The organism is Cryptosporangium japonicum, assembly GCF_039524755.1.
Classification (GTDB): Bacteria; Actinomycetota; Actinomycetes; order Mycobacteriales; family Cryptosporangiaceae; genus Cryptosporangium; species Cryptosporangium japonicum.
Genome location: NZ_BAAAGX010000031.1, coordinates 12850 through 30928 on the forward strand (window position 1 = coordinate 12850; position 18079 = coordinate 30928).

Below are 18079 nucleotides of genomic sequence, written 5' to 3' on the forward strand. Positions count from 1 at the left end.
GCGGGGCGACGGCCCCGCACCCCGTTCCCCTAGGCGGTGCGGGACGCCGCGATCCAGCGGTCGACGACGTCGCCCAGGACGGCCAGCGGGAGCGAACCGCCGGCCAGGATCACGTCGTGGAACGCCGAGAGCTCGAAGGCGTCACCGAGCTCCTTCGCGGCCCTGGCCCGCAGCGACTGGATCTCCAGCCGACCGACCATGTACGACAGTGCCTGCCCGGGATACGCGATGTACCGGTCGATCTCGGTCGCGCACTCCTTCTCCGAGACCGGTGTGTGCGTGAGCATCCAGTCCAGCGCCTGCTGCCGCGACCACCCCATCGCGTGGATGCCGGTGTCGACGACCAGCCGCCCGGCCCGCCACGAATCGGTCGCCAGCACGCCGAGACGCGCCACGTCGTCGGAGTACAGGCCCATCTCGTCGGCCAGGCGCTCGCAGTACAGGCCCCAGCCCTCGGCGTAGGCGGTGTCGTTGAGCAGCCGCCGCGCCAGCGGCAGTTCGGTGAGCTCCTGGGCCAGCGAGATCTGGAAGTGGTGCCCCGGCACGGCCTCGTGGAACGCCACGACCTCGGCCAGGTGCCGGTTCCGCTCGGTGGGCGCATAGGTGTTGAGGAAGTAGGTGCCCTTCCGCGACCCGTCGATGGCCCCCGGCAGGTAGTAGGCCGGCGGAGCGCCCGGCGCCGCGGCCGCCGGAACCGGCTCCACGACGCACTCGGTCGACGGCAGGCGCCCGAACCAGCCCGGCGCGGCCGCCCACGCCCGGTCGACGGCGGACCGCGCCTGCGCGAGCATCTCCTCGCTGTCGGCGTAGCGCAGCGCCGGGTCGGTACGCAGCCGCCGGAAGATCTCGGTCTGGTCCCTGGTGCCGAACACCCGGTGGCCGGTCTCGGCGTACTCCGCCTCCAGCGCGCCGATGATCTGCAGACCGACCTGGTGCAGCTCCTCCGGCGTGCGGTTCGTGGAGGTGTGCTTGCGGGCCAGCGTCGCGTAGATGTGCTCGCCGCCGGGCAGGTACGTGAGCCCCACCCGGTCGTCGGGCCGGCCGGCCGGCAGCATCTCGTCGCGCAGCACGTCCCGGTAGGTGGTGAGGGCGGGAACCACCGCCTCGGCGAGCAACCGGTCGCGCTCGGCGGCGAACGCCTCCTCGTCGGCGACGCCGGGGCCGCCGGCCACCCGCAGGCCGGACAGGTTCTCGTCGGCGAGCACACGGTCGAGGTGGTCGATCGCGGCCTGCACCAGCGACGCGATCGGCACCCGACCGGCCGCGACACCTTCCCGGTGACGCTCGGCGACCGCGGCGAAGTACGTGGGGAACTGCCCGAGCCGGGCCAGGAAACCGGTGGCCTTCTCCGGCGTCACCAGCGGAACGCGGGGCAGCAGGTCGATCAGCGTGGCGGCGGGCGCCACGAAGAAGTCGGTGATCGTCCACTCGACCGTGCGCAGGTCGGAGACCTCTCTGGTGGTGCGCGCGACGTGCGCCACGAAGTCCCGGGTCTGCCGGTCGGTCTCGCTCGTGACCTCCAGCGCGGCGGCACGATCGGCCAGGTCACCGAAGAGGGCGCCGTAGCGCTCCTCGGCCGCCAGCGTCATGTCGGCCAGGCCGTCGTCGTGACCGGGCAGGCCCAGGAGCGACGCGCCGAGAGGGTCGGACTGACACACCAGCTCGAGCAGCTCATCAGCGAGTGAGGACGCCGTTACGGAGGGATCGAGAGTCACGAAGGAAACCGTACGTCAACCGGACGGACGATGTTCCTCGATCCAGTCGTCGATCCGTTCCCACCAACGGTAGAGCCACTCGACCTGTTGCTCGGCGTCGCCGCGGGGAACCTCGGCCGCCGGGACCAGCCAGAACCGCATCGTGATCGTCTTGTCCATCGGCAGCTCACGCCACACGTCGGCCACCGTCAGCATGTGGTCCAGTCCGGTGTGGGCGACGAGCAGCACGTCGGCCTCCTCCGGCGCGGCCTTGAGCGCGGCCACGACGCCGCCGGGGCGCGGCGCGAGCACGTGGATCATCTCCTCGGCGCGCTGGGCGGCCTTGTGCAGACCGCGCTTCTTGAGACTCGCGATGATCTTCGTGCGGCGGTTCGGGGTGAAGTTGCCGCCCTCGGGGAAGATCACGAACGCGTCGTTCTCGTCCAGACCGGTGGCCAGCGCGGCGATCTGGGCCTCGACCGCGTCGCCGCTGGCGCCGGGGTTCGGTGAGATGAACCGGCTCGGCAGCCGGTTGAGCAGAACGTCGACCGCCGGATCCCACTGCATCGTGTCTTTGAGGACGATGCGTGGCTCGCGCGCGTACTTGTTGATCAGCGCGTTCGTCAGCAGGAACGAGTCACCGGGACCCGCGTGCCGGCAGAGCACGAGCAACGGGCGCCCCGGATGCGCGTCCGGGTCGGGGCCGTCGGTGCGGATGTGGAGCTTGAGCACCCGGCCCGCCTGCTTGGAGGCGATCCGGAGCACCCACCCGACCAGCTGGTAGTGCCGGAGCTGGAACTTCGGGCTGCGCACGCGTTGCGCGCTGCACCCGGCCGCCAGCCACAAGCCGAACAGCTCGATCAGGACGACGAGCTCCATCACCATGTACACGGCCACGAGCCAGACGACCCGGAGGAGCCGGCGTCGCCCCTTTAAGCCGATCGAGACCAGGCCGACCACGATCAACCAGAGCGGCATCGTGAGCAGCAGCCCGAACAGGATGCCGGCGAAGGCCGGAGCCACGACGACGCGACGGAACCACCGGGGGATCGGCATCGTCTAGACCAGCCCGTTCTCGGCGAGATAGGCCGCGCTGGCGCGGTACGCGCTCTCGATCCGCGGTTCTATCCGGTGGAACGACCGGTAGGCGAGCGGGTTGGCGACGTCGGTGGACAACCCGGTGGGAAGCACGTGCACCTCGACGTCGCTCGGCAGCGACGCCATGTCGCGCGCGAACCGGTGCCGGCGGGCGATCTCGAACGAGACCATCGCCACCTCCCACGGCTTCGTCGGCGCCTGCAGCGGCCGCTCGATCCGCCCCACCTGCAGGACGAACACCCGGTCGGCCCCGAGCTCGATCGCGCGACTGACCGGGATGCTGTTGACCAGGCCGCCGTCGAGATAGTGCTCGTCCTTGATCTTCACCGGCGGCAGCAACCCGGGCACCGCGCAGGAGGCGAGCACGGCGTCGACGAGCGGGCCCTCGCTGAACCACTGCTCGGCGGCGCGCTCGATCGAGGCGGCGCAGCACTGGAACATCGTCGGGAGATCCTCGAAGTTCAGGTCCTTGATCGGCTCGAGCAGCGCGCGCAACGGTTGGGCCGAGTGCGCGTGCGTGCCGCTGCGGACGAGCTGACCGAACTGGCGGGCGACGTTCGCGCGGAAGACGTCCTTGGCGGCGGTGGAGGACCAGAGCTCGGTGAGCCGCTCCTCGGCCTCGCGGGGCGGCACCGCGGCGATCACGACGCCGTTCAGCGCGCCGATCGAGGTGCCGACGACAAGATCGGGGTAGATGCCGGCGCCGTAGAGCGCGCGGACCATGCCGACCTCGACCGCGCCGAGGACGCCACCTCCCCCGAGGACGAATCCGACGGTACGGCCCATGCTGCGATCCTCACACGCCGGTGGGACAGGACCGGGTGCGGCCCTGAGCGTCGACATCGGACCCCATGTTTACTCTTGGTGGTTTTCGATTGGGTCTTAGGGGTTCTCCCGAGTTTTCGGTCGGCTACGTTTGCACAGGGGGTAACAACGGACGCTGAGGTCCCTTCCCGTACCTGATAGCAAGGATGGTCATGACCGGCGACTACCCGCCCTCGGACGGATCGCCTCACCCGCGTTCGGTGGGGTGGGCGGCTGGAGGTCCGGCCGAGCCCGGGGCGTTATCGGAGGGTTCGGGGGTTTCGGAATCGCCGGACGAGCCGGGGAACGTGTCGCGGACCGGGTTGATCCAGCGGATCGAGCAGCGACGTAACCGACCGGACGAACGGGGCAGGCACCCGGACGACGGCGACTACTACCTGGACTATCTGCACACCGCCGGCCATCGGGTGCTGGGGCCGGTCGACGAGCCGGATGCGTGGGACGACGGCCGGTCGCGTTCCGGGGAGCCGGGGCGGGCTCGCTACGACGAGGACCCGTATCCCGAACCGGGGCGTTCGCGGCGGCGCGATGACTCGTACGAGGAGTCTTCGTACGAGTCGTCGTACGAGTCTCCGTACGAGTCGCCGTATGACGAGTCGTCGCGTCGGCGGGAAGAGCCGTACGAGGAGGAGCGCGGGCGTTCGTCCCGGCGTGGTGGCGACGATTCGACGCGGCCGATCGAGGGTGGGCGGGCCGCTGCCCGGCGGGCCCGGGAGGCCGCGGAAGCCCGGGGATACGAGCCGGAGGGGTACGAGCCCGAGGTCCGGTCGCGGCATGATGCGGATGAGGACTGGTCGGCTAGCGAGCCCGAGGTTCGTTCGCGGCGTGATCCCGATGACGCGGGTTGGTCGAGCGGTGAGCCCGGGGTGCGCTCGCGGCGTGGGGCGGATGATTCCGGCTGGTCGGGTGGCGAGCGCGAGCCTCGTTCCGGGCGTGACGCGGATGACACGGGCTGGTCGACCGGTGACCTCGATCCGGCTTGGGAGGCTCGAGATCCGGGCCGCTCGGGGCGGGCGAGCGCATCGGTGCCCCGCCAGCGTGCGAGTCGCGAGCCTGCCGACCGGGAGGCGTTCCGCGGGCGGGACTCCACCGACCGGGACGGGATCCACGACCCCGCTCTGCACGGGCGGGATCTGCGGGAACCCGATCCGCGCGACCCGGATCGTCGCGAGCGCGATCTTCAGGAGCGCGATCCTTATGAGCTCGAGCCTCTTGAACCTGATCCTCGCGAGCTCCGAGGCCGTGAGCGGGGCAGCCGTGAACCGGGCCGGCGTGAGTCCGGTAGACGCGAATCCGGCCGGCGTGATCCTGACAGCCACGAGCCGATCGGCCGTGATCCCGGTGGCCGCGAGCCCAGTGGCCGGGGGTCCGGCAGCCGCGATTCGGGCGGCCGTGAACCGGGTGGCCGTGAGTCGGGCGGCCGTGAATCGGGCGGCCGTGAGTCCGGTGGCCGGGAGTCCGGTAGTCGGGAGTCCGGTAGCCGGGAGTTTCGTGCGCGTGAGGCGCGTGAGTCTGGTGCCCGGGACACCGGAGACCGCGGCTACAGCACCCGTGAGCCCCGCGGCCGAGATGGGGCCCGGGACACCGGCGGCCGGGATCGCGGCACCCGCGAGCCCGCTGACCGGGACGCGATCCGGGACACCGGCGGACGAGGCCGCAGCGCCGGCCCGCGGGACCGTGACACCGGCGAGCGCGGCCCGGTCGAGCGCAGCGGGCGGGCGTCCGTCGCTCCGGTGAGCGGCGCGGCCCCCGTCTACGGCGCGGCCTCCGTGAACGGAGTGGCCCCGGTCAGCGGAGCGGCCCCCACCCGCGGCGCCGCCTCGGTAAGCGGCGCCGCCTCGGTCGGCGGCGTCGCCCCGGTGAGTGGTTCCGCACCGGGCCGAGGTGCGGCCTCGGTCGGCGGCGTCGCCCCCGTGAGCGGCACATCACCCAGCCGGGGTGCGGCTTCGGTCGGCGGTGTGGCTTCGGTCGGCGGTGTGGCGCCGGTGAGCGGCACCGCCCCTAGCCGGGGTGCGGCTTCGGTGGGTGGCGTGGCCCCGGTGAGCGGCTCGGCACCCGGCCGGGGTGCTGCCGCCGTCGGGGGAGTGGCCCCGGTGAGCGGCACGGCGCCCGGTCGAGGTGCGGCCTCGGTCGGCGGCGCGGCCCCGGTCTACGGCGCCGGACCCGCGAGCGGCGCAGCCCCGGTGGGCCCCGGCCCGGCCGGACCCTTCGGCGTCCCCGGCCCAGGCCCGGCGAACGGCCCCGGCACCACCGCCCCGATCTACGGCGGCCCCGCAGCGGTCGGCGGAGCGGCGGTAGGCGGAGCAGCGGTAGGCGGGGCGGCGGTCGGCGGGGCGGCGGTCGGCGGAGCCGTCCCCGGTGCAGGCCCGGCCGGACCGATGGGCGGCGTGGCACCAGTCAGCGGCGCGGCCGCCGGCCCCACCGCACCCGTCGGCTGGAACGTCACCGGCGACATCCCCTCGGCCTGGTCGCCCGACCGCCCCCGCGGAGCCTCGCTCGAACCCCCGGACCCGGGCCCCAGCGCCACCCAACCGATCTTCACGAAGATGATGCTGCTCGGCCTCACCGGCGCCGGCCTCGTGATCGCGATCGTGTCGTGCCTGCTCGGCTCGGTCGTCGGCATCCCGCTGCGCGGCGAACCGGCGCCCGACGTCAACGTGAAGATCTCGGTCTCACCGTCGCCCGTCTACGTCACGGTCACCCCGAGCGCCGCCGGTGAACCAACCCCGAGCGACAGCGCTACTCCCTGAACACATACAAAAGGCCCATAGCTGCTCCGCTATGGGCCTTTGCTGTCTACTGTGGCGCCCCACCTACAGTGGCGAGGGGAGCTTCGTCGCCGTCACCCGATTCGACAGCTCGTTGGTGAGTACGGTCTCGGGGAGGTCCCGGCCGGCGTCAGTCGAGGTCGGTCTCGATGCCGTGCCGAACGAGGGTGTGCACGGCGGCGTCAGAACCACCGGCGTGTGAAGCCAGCTCCGCGAAAGCGCGGCGCTCGCCCTTCTCATCGACGAGACGGGCCCAGGCGTCCCGGGCGTGCCGGGCCGACCGTGCACGCACCAGGGCGTTCGCGGCGGTACCGGAGAAAAACATGTCGCACTCCTACTCTTCCGGGCGCTCCTTGCGCCCACATCGACTGTAACGATCAAGAAGGCCATCGTCATCCGCCCGAAGACGTGATGGTGGTCATGGGCGCCCCGCGGGCACCAGTACCCTGGAGGCACTATGAGCGTCCAGTCGGTCTTCCCTCGCCTCGAAACCCTGCTCCCCAAGGTGCAGAAGCCGATCCAGTACGTCGGTGGCGAGCTGAACTCCACGATCAAGGACTGGGACGCCCACCCGGTGCGGTGGGCGCTCATGTACCCCGACGCCTACGAGGTGGGCCTGCCCAACCAGGGCATCCAGATCCTGTACGAGATCCTCAACGAGCGGCCCGACGCGCTCGCCGAGCGCACCTACGCGGTCTGGCCCGACCTCGAGCAGCTCATGCGTGAGAACGACGTCCCGCAGTTCACCGTCGACGCCCATCGTCCGGTGAAGGCCTTCGATGTCCTCGGTGTCTCCTTCGCCACCGAGCTCGGGTACACCAACCTGCTCACGGCGCTCGACCTCGCGCGGATCCCGCTCAACGCGAAGGACCGCACCGAGGACCACCCGATCGTGCTCGCCGGCGGTCACGCCGCGTTCAACCCGGAGCCGATCGCCGACTTCATCGACGCCGCGGTGCTCGGCGACGGCGAAGAGGCCGTCAACGAGATGACCGACGTCATTCGCGACTGGAAGGCCGAGGGTCGCCCTGGCGGTCGCGACGAGGTGCTGCTGCGCCTGGCCCGCACCGAGGCCGTCTACGTTCCGCGCTTCTACGACGTCGACTACCTGCCCGACGGCCGCATCCAGCGGGTGGTGCCCAACCGGGCCGACGTGCCGTTCCGCATCCGCAAGCGCACGACGATGGACCTCGATGCCTGGCCGTACCCGAAGCAGCCGCTGGTGCCGCTGGCCGAGACCGTGCACGAGCGCGCCAGCGTCGAGATCTTCCGGGGCTGCACCCGGGGCTGCCGGTTCTGCCAGGCGGGGATGATCACCCGCCCGGTGCGCGAGCGCTCGATCACCGGCATCGGCGAGATGGTCGACGCGTCGCTCAAGGCCACCGGCTTCCAGGAGGTCGGGCTGCTGAGCCTGAGCAGCGCCGACCACTCCGAGATCGCCGAGGTCACCAAAGACCTGGCCGACCGGTACGAGGGCACGAGCACGTCGCTGTCCCTGCCGTCCACCCGGGTCGACGCGTTCAACATCGACCTCGCGAACGAGCTGTCCCGCAACGGCCGCCGCTCGGGGCTCACGTTCGCGCCCGAGGGTGGCAGCGAGCGCCTGCGTCGCGTCATCAACAAGATGGTCAGCAAGGACGACCTGATCCGCACCGTCACGGCGGCCTACTCGGCCGGCTGGACGCAGGTGAAGCTCTACTTCATGTGCGGGCTCCCGACCGAGACCGACGAGGACGTCCTCGAGATCGCCGAGATGGCGCACGACGTCATCCGGGCCGGTCGGCAGGCCGCGGGTCGCAAGGACATCCGGTGCACGGTCAGCATCGGCGGGTTCGTCCCGAAGCCGCACACGCCGTTCCAGTGGGCGGCGCAGGAGGACCCCGACGTCGTCGACGACCGGCTGCGCAAGCTGCGTCAGGCCATCAACGCCGACCGCGGCCTCGGCAAGGCCATCGGCTACCGCTATCACGACGGCAAGCCGAGCCTGATCGAGGGCCTGCTCAGCCGCGGTGACCGCCGGGTCGGCCGGGTCATCCGCAAGGTCTGGGAGGACGGCGGCCGGTTCGACGGCTGGCACGAGCACTTCTCCTACGAGCGCTGGATCGACGCCGCCAAGACGGAGCTCGAGCCGCTCGGGGTGAGCCTCGCCTGGTTCACCACCCGGGAGCGCGAAGAGCTGGAGGTCCTACCCTGGGACCACCTCGACTCCGGTCTGGACAAGGAGTGGCTCTGGGACGACTGGCAGGACGCGCTCGACTCGGTCGAGCAGGACGACTGCCGCTGGACGCCGTGCTTCGACTGCGGCGTTTGTCCCACGATGGACACCGAGATCCAGATCGGCCCCACCGGGAAGCGGCTTCTGCCGCTAACGGTAGTTAACAGCTGAAGGAGCCCGCCCTGTCTCGAATGCCCGACGGTCCGCCGCCGCCACCAGTCGTCCAGCGAGTCCGGCTCCGGTACACCAAACGTGCCCGGCTCCGATTCACCTCGCACCGCGACTTCGCCCGCGCGTTCGAGCGGGCGCTCCGCCGTGGCGGCGTACCGATCGCGTATTCGGCCGGGTTCAGCCCGCACCCGAAGGTCTCCTATGTCGGCGCGGCACCGACCGGCGTCGCCAGCGAGGCGGAGTATTTGGAGATCGGCCTCGCGAAGGTCGTCGACGTCGAGCAGCTGCGTCAGACGCTCGACCGGGCGCTGCCGCCCGGCATCGACATCCTGGAGGCGGTGGAGGCCGCCGGCGGGTCGCTGCCGGACCGGATCGACGCTTCCGAGTGGCGAATCGAGCTCCCGCGGGTAAGCACCGCTCGGGCGCAGTCGGCCGTGGCTGCGTTGCTGGCCGCCGAGACGGTTCCGGTCGAGCGCCGGACAAAAAGCGGTCAGCGGACGATCGACGTGCGATCTGCGCTGGTCAGCGTGGTTGTGACCGAGGAGGTGGGGCCGGCCGGGACGACGGGTTCCACCGCCACCGAGGCTCAGCTGGGAGTGTCCACGGCTGACGCGGGCGTCCCCTGTGCGATAATCATTTGCGTTGTACGGCATACGACACCCGCCGTGCGACCCGATGACATCCTGACCGGTCTGCGCCACGTGGTTGCCAGCGCCGATCTGGACCCGGCGGAGCCACCCCGCGCCACACGTCTGGCGCAGGGAGCCCTCACCGCCGAAGGCCGGATCGACGATCCGCTCGAGGCCGACCGCGGCGGGCTCGCCATCGGCGCGTCGACCTAACCGGCGCAAATAAGAGACTCGGCGGTCATCGGATTTCCGGTTACCGCTTGACAGCACCGATACGACACGCCCCTGAGTGGCCGCGGACACGCGCCCGGGGGCGGACGGGAGACTTGCCCGGATGCTCGACAACGAGCCGACCGGGGCCGGTTCGGCGGGGGACATCCCCACCGAACAGACCACCGGTCGCACGAATAGTGACAGTTCCGCCGGCTCGACCGGCGCCGACGCGTCGCCGACCCCGGAACCGGCCGCGCGCCCCGCACGGCGGCGCGCCGCACGCCGGCCGGCCGGTCCGCCGGCCGAGCCGCCGTCGACCGCCCCCGATCTTCCGGCCGAGGCGGTGCCGGCGGCGGTGATCGCGCCGTCACCCGCGCCCGCGGACGACACGAACGCGGCCGACCTCGCCGACCCGGCGTGGCCCGTGGTGCCCGCTCCCATAGCCGACGAGCCCCGCGCCGACGAGCCCGGCGCCGCCGAGCCAGCGCCGCGCCGCCGAGCCACCCGCTCGCGCCGCCGCGCCGCCGACCCCACCACCGACACCGCGCCCACCAGCGCGGAAACCAGCGCCGCCGTCGCCGGCACCGCGCCCACCAGCGCGGAAACCAGCGCCGCCGCCGGCACCGGCGACGCACCGGCCGCCGCGGCTCCGGCCGAGTCCGCCGCCGGAACCCCGGCCGAGTCCGCCGCCGGAACCCCGGCCGAGTCCGCCGCCGGAACCCCGGCCGAGTCCGCCGCCGGAACCCCGGCCGAGCCCGCCGCCGCGGACGCACCGGCCGACCCGACCCCGCCCGACGTGGCCGTCGAGGTCACCCCGCCGCGCACCCGCCGTCGCCGCCGCGCCACCAGCGCCGAGACCGAGACCGAGACCGCCGAGGTCACCACCCCGGCCGGGCCGGCCCCGGCCGAGCAGGCCCCCGCCGAGCAGGCCCCCGCCGAGCAGGCGCCGAACGAGGCCGCTGCGGTGGAGGAGACGCCCGCGCCGACCTCACGCCGTCGCCGCCGGTCCGCCGGCGCCGCCGCGGCCAACCCCGAGGCCACCACGGCGGCCACCCCCGAGGCCGACGCGCCCGAGACGGCCGCCGCGACCGACGACACGCTCGTGGCGTCGGCACCGAACGACGTCTCCGCGGACGCGGTGACCGCGGAACCGGGCCGGCGCACCGCCGACACCCCGTTCGCGGCCGGCGCGGACGCGGCAGAGCCGCCGTCCACGCACCGCACCCGCGTCCGCCGGGCCCCGATGGTCACCTTCATGGCGCCCGACCCGGCCTCGGTGCCGTTCCGGGCACCCGAGCCCGCGCCCGAGCCGGAGCCGATCGAGGACGAGACCGAGCCGACCGACGAGCTCGACGACACCGACGACATCACGGGCGACGAGACCGCCGCCGAGACCGACGCCGACGGCGACAACGACGAGGACGGCGACGACAGCCGCCGTCGTCGTCGCCGCGGTCGCCGTGGCCGGGGCCGAGGCCGCGGCGAGAACGGCGGGGAGGCCGGCGAGGCCGACTCCGACGAGCCGTCCGCGGAGGACGAGCCCGACGCCACCGCGTCCGACGAGACCGACGACGCGGACGACGAGGCCGCCGACGGCGCGGCCGACTCCGACGAGGACGGCGGCACCAGCCGTCGCCGTCGCCGCCGTCGTCGCCGGGGGGCCGGTGACGCCGAGGTCTCCAGCGACGACCCGCCGAACACCGTGGTCAAGGTGCGTCAGCCGGCTCCGCCCGCGCCGCCCCGTTCGATCGAGGACGAGGTCCAGGGCGTCAAGGGCTCGACCCGGCTGGAGGCCAAGCGCCAGCGTCGCCGGGAGGGCCGGGAGAGCAACCGGCGCCGTCCCCCGGTGCTCACCGAGGCCGAGTTCCTGGCGCGGCGCGAGGCCGTCGAGCGGGTCATGGTCGTCCGCCAGATCGGCGACCGCACCCAGATCGCGGTGCTCGAGGACGACGTCCTGGTCGAGCACTACGTGACGAAGGCCAGCTCCACCTCGTACGCGGGCAACGTGTATCTCGGCCGCGTGCAGAACGTGCTGCCGAGCATGGAGGCCGCGTTCGTCGACATCGGCAAGGGCCGCAACGCGGTGCTCTACGCCGGTGAGGTGAACTGGGACGCCGCCGGCATGGAGGGGCGCCCGCGCAAGATCGAGGTCGCGCTGAAGAGCGGCGACTCGGTTCTGGTGCAGGTCACCAAGGACCCCATCGGGCACAAGGGTGCGCGCCTGACCAGCCAGGTCAGCCTTCCGGGCCGGTTCCTGGTCTACGTCCCCGAAGGGCAGATGACCGGTATCAGCCGGAAGCTGCCCGACACCGAGCGCAAGCGTCTGAAGGACATCCTCAAGAAGATCGTCCCGGAGAACGCCGGGGTGATCATCCGCACCGCGGCCGAGGGCGCCAGCGAGGCCGAGCTGACGCACGACGTCGAGCGGCTCGAGGCGCAGTGGCAGGCGATCAAGGAGAAGTCGACGAAGGGCGGCGCCCCCGCGCTGCTCAACGCCGAGCCCGACCTGGTCATCCGGGTCATCCGGGACGTCTTCAACGAGGACTTCTCCAAGCTCGTCGTGTCCGGGTCCGAGGCGTGGCCGGAGGTGGAGTCCTACGTCCGCGAGGTCTCGCCCGACCTGGCCGAGCGGCTCGTGCACCACACCGCCGAGACCGACGTCTTCGCGGCGTACCGCATCGACGACCAGCTCATGAAGGCGCTCGACCGCAAGGTCTGGCTGCCCAGCGGTGGCTCGCTGGTGATCGACCGCACCGAGGCCATGACGGTCGTCGACGTCAACACCGGCAAGTTCACCGGGCAGGGCGGGAACCTCGAGGAGACGGTCACCCGCAATAACCTGGAGGCGGCCGAGGAGATCGTCCGCCAGCTCCGGCTGCGTGACATCGGCGGCATCATCGTCATCGACTTCATCGACATGGTGCTCGAGGGCAACCGTGAGCTCGTGCTCCGGCGCCTGACCGAGTGCCTCGGCCGGGACCGGACGAAGCACCAGGTCGCCGAGGTGACGTCGCTGGGGCTGGTGCAGATGACCCGCAAGCGGGTCGGCCAGGGCCTGCTGGAGGCGTTCAGCGAGACCTGTGAGACCTGCCGCGGCCGTGGCGTCATCATCCACAACGAGCCGTTGATCGGTCGCCAGACCGGTGGCAACGGCGGGAACGGCGGGAACGGCCACCAGCACGCCGAACCGGCGGTGGCCGAGGTCAAGGAGGGCCGCCGCAGCCGCCGGAAGCGCGGTGGTGGTGGCGGCGGCGAGACGGTCGGGTCGACGACGGCGCCCCCGGCGGTGGCCGCGGTCGCGGCGATCCACGCGGCCAGCACCCGTGCGGCGGTGTCCGCGGACGACGACGACGCGGACGACGCGCTCGTCGTGGACGAGATCGCCGAGACCGAGGGCGACCTCGCCTACGACGTGGCCGACGCGGAGATCGAGACCGTTCCGACCAGCGGGATCGGCACGGCACACGCGGCCGCGGCCGACGCCGTGCCGGCCACCGACCCGGTGAAGCCGACCGATCAGATGGTCGTCAACGGGGCGGCGACCGTGCCGGTCGTCACCGACGGGGACGTGGTGCTCGTGGCCGAGCCCGCCAAGCGACCCCGGCGAGCCCGCCGGGCCGCGTCGCGTCCGGCCGGGCCACCGGAGGGTGCGGAACCCGAATGACCTGGGCCGGGACCCTCGGTTCGTCGTTCGCGCATTCGGTACGGTAGTCTTTCCGTTGGCGCGTTCGCCGCGCCCCCGCTGTCTGTGCGCTAGTAGGCCAGACACGCACGCACGTCAGTTCATTGTCTTCCAGAGCAGGTAGGAGACCCGCGTCTCATGTACGCCATCGTCAAGACCGGCGGCAAGCAGTACAAGGTGGCGGTCGGCGACGTCGTCGAGGTCGAGAAGATCTCGGGCGCGCCCGGTGACGCGATTACGCTGCCGGCTCTGCTCGTCGTCGATGGTGAGGGTGACAAGGTCAACGTCACCCACGAGGCGGCCAAGCTTGCGGCCTTCACCATCTCCGGTGAGGTCGTGGCCCACACCAAGGGCCCCAAGATCAAGATCCACAAGTACAAGAACAAGACCGGCTACCACAAGCGTCAGGGTCACCGTCAGCCGCTGACCCAGATCAAGGTCACCGGGATCGAGAGCGGGAAGTAGGGCTTAGCGACATGGCACACAAGAAGGGCGCATCGTCCTCCCGTAACGGGCGCGACTCCGCCGCCCAGCGGCTGGGTGTGAAGCGCTTCGGCGGTCAGGTCGTCAAGGCCGGCGAGATCATCGTCCGCCAGCGCGGCACCCACTTCCACCCGGGCGACCTGGTCGGCCGCGGTGGCGACGACACGCTGTTCGCACTGGCTCCGGGCGCGGTGACGTTCGGTAGCAGGCGCGGTCGCAAGACGATCAGCATCGTCCCGGTGGAGGCCTGAGCCCGCCGGATAGCACGTCGAACAAGGCGGGTCGGGTTCCTCCCGGCCCGCCTTTTTCGTGTCCGTCGAGTAACCGTCGCGCGGTGGTACGCCGCTGAGCGTCGATATGAGCAGGAACAGCAACCGGGCAGACGGGGTTGACCCCGACGGACCGGTACCGAAATCCGACAGAGGAGTCACCGTGGCGACGTTCGTCGACCGAGTGGTGCTGCACGTCACCGCCGGTGATGGCGGCCACGGCTGCGCATCCGTGCACCGCGAGAAGTTCAAGCCGCTGGGCGGCCCCGACGGCGGCAACGGCGGCAAGGGCGGCGACGTCGTGCTCGTCGTCGACCCGCAGGTGCACACGCTGCTCGACTTCCACTACCGGCCGCACGCCAAGGCCACCAACGGCCGCCCCGGCATGGGCGCGAACCGGTACGGCGCGAACGGCACCGACCTGGAGCTGCGGGTACCCGACGGCACCGTGGTGCAGGCCGAGGACGGCGAGATCCTCGCCGACCTGACCGGCGTCGGCACCCGGTACGTAGTGGCCCAGGGTGGCCACGGAGGGCTGGGCAACGCGGCGCTCGCGACCACGAAGCGCAAGGCGCCCGGGTTCGCGCTGCTCGGGGAGCCGGGCGAGACCCACGACGTCGTCCTGGAGCTCAAGAGCGTCGCCGACGTCGGGCTGGTCGGTTTCCCGAGCGCGGGCAAGTCCTCGCTGATCGCGGTCGTGTCGGCGGCCCGGCCGAAGATCGCGGACTACCCGTTCACGACGTTGGTGCCCAACCTGGGTGTGGTCACCGCGGGCGAGACCGTGTTCACGATGGCTGACGTGCCGGGGCTGATCCCGGGCGCGGCGACCGGGCGCGGGCTCGGTCTGGACTTCCTGCGTCACATCGAGCGCACCGCGGTGCTGGTGCACGTCGTCGACACCGCCACCGAGGAGCCGGGGCGCGACCCGGTCGCCGACATCGACGCGCTCGAGGCCGAGCTCGCCGCCTACGGTGGCCTGGAGGACCGGCCCCGGCTGGTCGTGCTCAACAAGGTCGACGTGCCGCACGGACGGGAGATGGCCGAGATCATCCGGCCCGATCTGGAGGCGCGCGGCTATCAGGTGTTCGACGTCTCGACCGTGACCAGGGAGGGGCTCAAGCCGCTGCTGTTCGCGCTCGCGGGCATCGTCGAGGAGGAGCGGGCGCGCCGCGGTGCGCCGGACCCGACCCGGATCGTGCTGCGGCCGGCCGCCGTGGACGAGACCCCGTTCACCGTGGTGCCGGACGACGAGGGCGGTTTCCTCGTGCGCGGCACCAAGCCCGAGCGCTGGGTGCGTCAGACCGACTTCCAGAACGACGAGGCCGTGGGCTACCTGGCCGACCGGCTGGCCAAGCTGGGCGTCGAGGAGGAGCTCGCGAAGGCCGGTGCGCACGCCGGCGACGCGGTGACGATCGGCGGCGTGACGTTCGACTGGGAGCCGACGCTGGGCGGGGCGGCCGAGGTGCTGCTGACCCGCCGTGGGGAAGACCCGCGCCTCGCGCTCACCGACCGGGCCGGTGCGTCCGACCGGCTGCTGGCACGTCGTCGGCGGCGCGGGCAGGACCCGGAGAAGGGCGGCGAGCGCGGTACCTACGACTACGGCGACGATCTATGAGGTCGGCCGTCGCGGGCGCGCAGCGGATCGTCGTCAAGATCGGGTCGTCGTCGTTGACCCGGCGGGGCGGCGGGATCGCCACCGAGCGGATCGACGCGCTCGTCGACGTGCTGGCCGAGCGGCGGAAAGCCGGTGCGCAGGTCGTGCTGGTGTCGTCGGGGGCGATCGCGGCCGGTATCGCGCCGCTGGGGTTGTCCAAGCGTCCGCGTGACCTGGCCACCCAGCAGGCGAGCGCCTCGGTGGGGCAGATGCTGCTGGTGGCGCGCTATGCGGCCTCGTTCGAGCGGTACGGCCTCACCGTCGGCCAGGTGCTGCTGACCGCGGACGACATGATCCGCCGGGCGCACTACCGGAACGCGAGCCGCAACTTCGAGCGACTGCTGGACCTCGGTGTGGTGCCGATCGTCAACGAGAACGACGCGGTGGCCACCGACGAGATCCGGTTCGGTGACAACGACCGGTTGGCCGCGCTGGTGGCGCACCTGCTGCGGGCCGACGCGCTGGTGCTGCTGTCGGACGTCGACGGGCTGTACTCGGGGGATCCGCGCAAGCCGGAGTCATTTCTCGTCTCGACGGTGGCGTCGGCTTCGGACTTGTCCGAGGTCGTCGCCGGCACCACGGGAGCCTCGGGCGTCGGCACCGGGGGGATGGCGAGCAAGGTCGCGGCGGCGGAGGTGGCGACGTCAGCCGGGGTGCACGTGGTGCTGACCTCGGCGGCGCGGGCCGCCGAGGCGCTTTCCGGGGCCGACGTGGGCACCTACTTCGCGCCGACCGGTCGGCGGCTGCCCACCCGGCTGCTCTGGCTGCGTCACGCGACGACACCGCGCGGTGTCCTGCTGCTCGACTCCGGCGCGGTGGAGGCCGTGGTCTCGCGGCGCGCGTCGCTGCTGTCGGCGGGCATCACCGGCGTGCGTGGCGACTTCGTGGCCGGTGATCCGGTGGATCTCGTCTCGCCGGCCGGAGTGTCGGTGGCTCGTGGTCTGGTGGCCTACGACGCCACCGAGCTGCCGCCGATCCTCGGCAAGTCGACGCACGACGTGGGGCCGAAGTACCGGCGCGAAGTAGTCCACCGGGACGACCTCGCGTTGCTCTAAGATTGTTGAACAATCCTTAGGCGAAGGAGCAGGCGATGACGACCGAGCAGGAGGTCCGCGCCGTCGCGGCCCGGTCCAAGGAGGCCGCCGCCGAGCTCGCGCCGCTCTCCCGGGCGGAGAAGGACGCCGCGTTGCTGGCGATGGCCGACGCGCTGGTGGCTGCTTCGGCTTCGGTGCTCGCGGCCAATGAGCGCGATCTGGCCGCCGGCCGTGACGCCGGTCTGGCCGCGGGCATGCTCGACCGGCTGGCGCTCTCCGAGGAGCGCATCGCCGGCATGGCGCAGGGGCTGCGTGACGTGGCCGGCCTGCCCGATCCGATCGGCGAGGTCGTGCGTGGTTACACGCTGCCCAACGGCCTGGAGGTGCGCCAGATCCGGGTGCCGCTCGGCGTCGTCGGCATCATTTACGAGGCGCGCCCGAACGTGACCGTGGACGCCGCGGGGTTGTGCCTGAAGAGCGGCAACGCCGCGCTGCTGCGTGGCTCGGCGTCGGCGTACCACTCGAACACCGCGCTCGTCGGGGTGCTGTCGGAGGCGGCGGCGAAGGCCGGTCTGCCTGCCGACGCGGTGCAGCTGGTGCCCGGGGTCGACCGGGAGTCGGTCACTCATCTGATGCGTGCCCGCGGCCTGGTCGACGTGATCATTCCGCGCGGCGGCGCCGGGCTGATCAGGAACGTCGTCGAGAACTCGATCGTGCCGGTGATCGAGACCGGCGTCGGCAACTGCCACGTCTACGTCGACGCGGCGGCCGACCTGGAGATGGCCGCGTCGATCACGATGAACTCGAAGGTGCAGCGGCCGAGCGTGTGCAACGCGGCGGAGACGCTGCTGGTGCACTCGTCGGTGGCCGAGACGTTCCTGCCGTCGGTCGGGGCGTTGTTGCACGGTTCCGGGGTGACGCTGCACGTGGACCCCGCGGCCGCGGCTCTCGTGCCGTCGGGGCCGCTGACCGTTCCGGCGACCGACGAGGACTGGGAGACCGAGTACAACTCGCTGGATCTCGCGGTTCGGGTCGTCTCGTCGGTGGACGAGGCCGTGGCGCACATCCGGCGCTGGGGGAGCGGGCACACCGAGGCGATCGTGTCGTCCGACACCCGGGCGATCCGCCGGTTCAGCTCCCGGCTCGACAGCGCGGCCGTGATGGTGAACGCGTCCACGCGCTTCACCGACGGGGGCGAGTTCGGCTTCGGAGCCGAGATCGGCATCTCGACGCAGAAGCTGCACGCACGCGGTCCGATGGGCCTGCCGGAGATGACGAGCACCTCCTACCTGGTGACCGGCGACGGACACGTGCGGTGAGGCGCTCGGTTCGATGACGTGACGA

13 protein-coding genes are annotated in these 18079 nt (G+C 72.0%); 9 read left to right on the top strand and 4 right to left on the bottom strand.

Annotated features, from left to right (window positions below; genetic code table 11):
• Positions 1–29: 29 nt before the first annotated feature.
• The 3 genes from ABD437_RS34075 to ABD437_RS34085 are packed head-to-tail and all read right to left on the bottom strand — an operon-like array spanning position 30 to position 3578.
• A complete protein-coding gene (locus ABD437_RS34075; protein WP_344653089.1) occupies positions 30–1715 on the bottom strand; it encodes a DUF885 domain-containing protein in 1686 nt (561 codons plus the stop codon).
• Positions 1716–1730: 15 nt separating this feature from the next.
• Positions 1731–2750 (bottom strand): 1-acyl-sn-glycerol-3-phosphate acyltransferase, encoded by a 1020-nt coding sequence (locus ABD437_RS34080; RefSeq protein ID WP_344653090.1) that lies wholly within the window; start codon positions 2748–2750, stop codon positions 1731–1733.
• A 3-nt stretch (positions 2751–2753) separates the two neighbouring features.
• Positions 2754–3578: a patatin-like phospholipase family protein gene (locus ABD437_RS34085; protein WP_344653091.1), complete on the bottom strand. Its 825-nt coding sequence runs from the start codon at positions 3576–3578 to the stop codon at positions 2754–2756.
• 2426 nt (positions 3579–6004) lie between these two features.
• On the opposite strand from ABD437_RS34085, the gene ABD437_RS34090 reads away from it, so the two are divergent.
• Complete coding sequence (locus tag ABD437_RS34090) at positions 6005–6367, top strand: hypothetical protein (RefSeq protein WP_344653092.1); 363 nt, start codon at positions 6005–6007, stop codon at positions 6365–6367.
• A 148-nt stretch (positions 6368–6515) separates the two neighbouring features.
• On the opposite strand, the gene ABD437_RS34095 is transcribed toward ABD437_RS34090, so the two are convergent.
• The gene (locus ABD437_RS34095) at positions 6516–6710 is read right to left on the bottom strand and encodes a hypothetical protein (RefSeq protein WP_344653093.1); all 195 of its coding nucleotides are present in this window, start codon (positions 6708–6710) and stop codon (positions 6516–6518) included.
• A 132-nt stretch (positions 6711–6842) separates the two neighbouring features.
• Between ABD437_RS34095 and ABD437_RS34100 the strand changes: the two genes are divergently transcribed.
• The 8 genes from ABD437_RS34100 to ABD437_RS34135 all read left to right on the top strand — a co-directional run bounded on the left by ABD437_RS34100 (position 6843) and on the right by ABD437_RS34135 (position 18054).
• Positions 6843–8771: a TIGR03960 family B12-binding radical SAM protein gene (locus ABD437_RS34100; protein ID WP_344653094.1), complete on the top strand. Its 1929-nt coding sequence runs from the start codon at positions 6843–6845 to the stop codon at positions 8769–8771.
• A 20-nt stretch (positions 8772–8791) separates the two neighbouring features.
• On the top strand, positions 8792–9613 hold the full coding sequence (locus ABD437_RS34105) for a TIGR03936 family radical SAM-associated protein (protein WP_344653095.1): 822 nt from the start codon (positions 8792–8794) through the stop codon (positions 9611–9613).
• A 121-nt stretch (positions 9614–9734) separates the two neighbouring features.
• On the top strand, positions 9735–13277 hold the full coding sequence (locus tag ABD437_RS34110; RefSeq protein ID WP_344653096.1) for an Rne/Rng family ribonuclease: 3543 nt from the start codon (positions 9735–9737) through the stop codon (positions 13275–13277).
• 156 nt (positions 13278–13433) lie between these two features.
• Positions 13434–13760: a 50S ribosomal protein L21 gene (rplU, locus tag ABD437_RS34115; RefSeq protein WP_344653097.1), complete on the top strand. Its 327-nt coding sequence runs from the start codon at positions 13434–13436 to the stop codon at positions 13758–13760.
• 11 nt (positions 13761–13771) lie between these two features.
• The gene (rpmA, locus tag ABD437_RS34120; RefSeq protein WP_344653098.1) at positions 13772–14029 is read left to right on the top strand and encodes a 50S ribosomal protein L27; all 258 of its coding nucleotides are present in this window, start codon (positions 13772–13774) and stop codon (positions 14027–14029) included.
• A 181-nt stretch (positions 14030–14210) separates the two neighbouring features.
• Positions 14211–15662, top strand: a complete 1452-nt coding sequence (gene obgE / locus ABD437_RS34125) for a GTPase ObgE (RefSeq protein ID WP_344653099.1) — start codon at positions 14211–14213, stop codon at positions 15660–15662.
• The gene (proB, locus tag ABD437_RS34130) at positions 15659–16756 is read left to right on the top strand and encodes a glutamate 5-kinase (protein WP_344653100.1); all 1098 of its coding nucleotides are present in this window, start codon (positions 15659–15661) and stop codon (positions 16754–16756) included. The genes obgE and proB overlap by 4 nt, the downstream gene beginning before the upstream one ends.
• 35 nt (positions 16757–16791) lie before the next feature.
• Complete coding sequence (locus ABD437_RS34135) at positions 16792–18054, top strand: glutamate-5-semialdehyde dehydrogenase (protein WP_344653101.1); 1263 nt, start codon at positions 16792–16794, stop codon at positions 18052–18054.
• Positions 18055–18079 lie beyond the last annotated feature (25 nt).

What these genes read in the sequence shown, in the direction of transcription:
- ABD437_RS34080 (WP_344653090.1), bottom strand. Translation starts at nt 2,750, where the DNA reads ATGCCGATCCCCCGGTGGTTCCGTCGCGTCGTCGTGGCTCCGGCCTTC.
- ABD437_RS34085 (WP_344653091.1), bottom strand. Translation starts at nt 3,578, where the DNA reads ATGGGCCGTACCGTCGGATTCGTCCTCGGGGGAGGTGGCGTCCTCGGC.
- ABD437_RS34095 (WP_344653093.1), bottom strand. Translation starts at nt 6,710, where the DNA reads ATGTTTTTCTCCGGTACCGCCGCGAACGCCCTGGTGCGTGCACGGTCG.
- ABD437_RS34100 (WP_344653094.1), top strand. Translation starts at nt 6,843, where the DNA reads ATGAGCGTCCAGTCGGTCTTCCCTCGCCTCGAAACCCTGCTCCCCAAG.
- ABD437_RS34105 (WP_344653095.1), top strand. Translation starts at nt 8,792, where the DNA reads ATGCCCGACGGTCCGCCGCCGCCACCAGTCGTCCAGCGAGTCCGGCTC.
- ABD437_RS34110 (WP_344653096.1), top strand. Translation starts at nt 9,735, where the DNA reads ATGCTCGACAACGAGCCGACCGGGGCCGGTTCGGCGGGGGACATCCCC.
- rplU (WP_344653097.1), top strand. Translation starts at nt 13,434, where the DNA reads ATGTACGCCATCGTCAAGACCGGCGGCAAGCAGTACAAGGTGGCGGTC.
- rpmA (WP_344653098.1), top strand. Translation starts at nt 13,772, where the DNA reads ATGGCACACAAGAAGGGCGCATCGTCCTCCCGTAACGGGCGCGACTCC.
- proB (WP_344653100.1), top strand. Translation starts at nt 15,659, where the DNA reads ATGAGGTCGGCCGTCGCGGGCGCGCAGCGGATCGTCGTCAAGATCGGG.
- ABD437_RS34135 (WP_344653101.1), top strand. Translation starts at nt 16,792, where the DNA reads ATGACGACCGAGCAGGAGGTCCGCGCCGTCGCGGCCCGGTCCAAGGAG.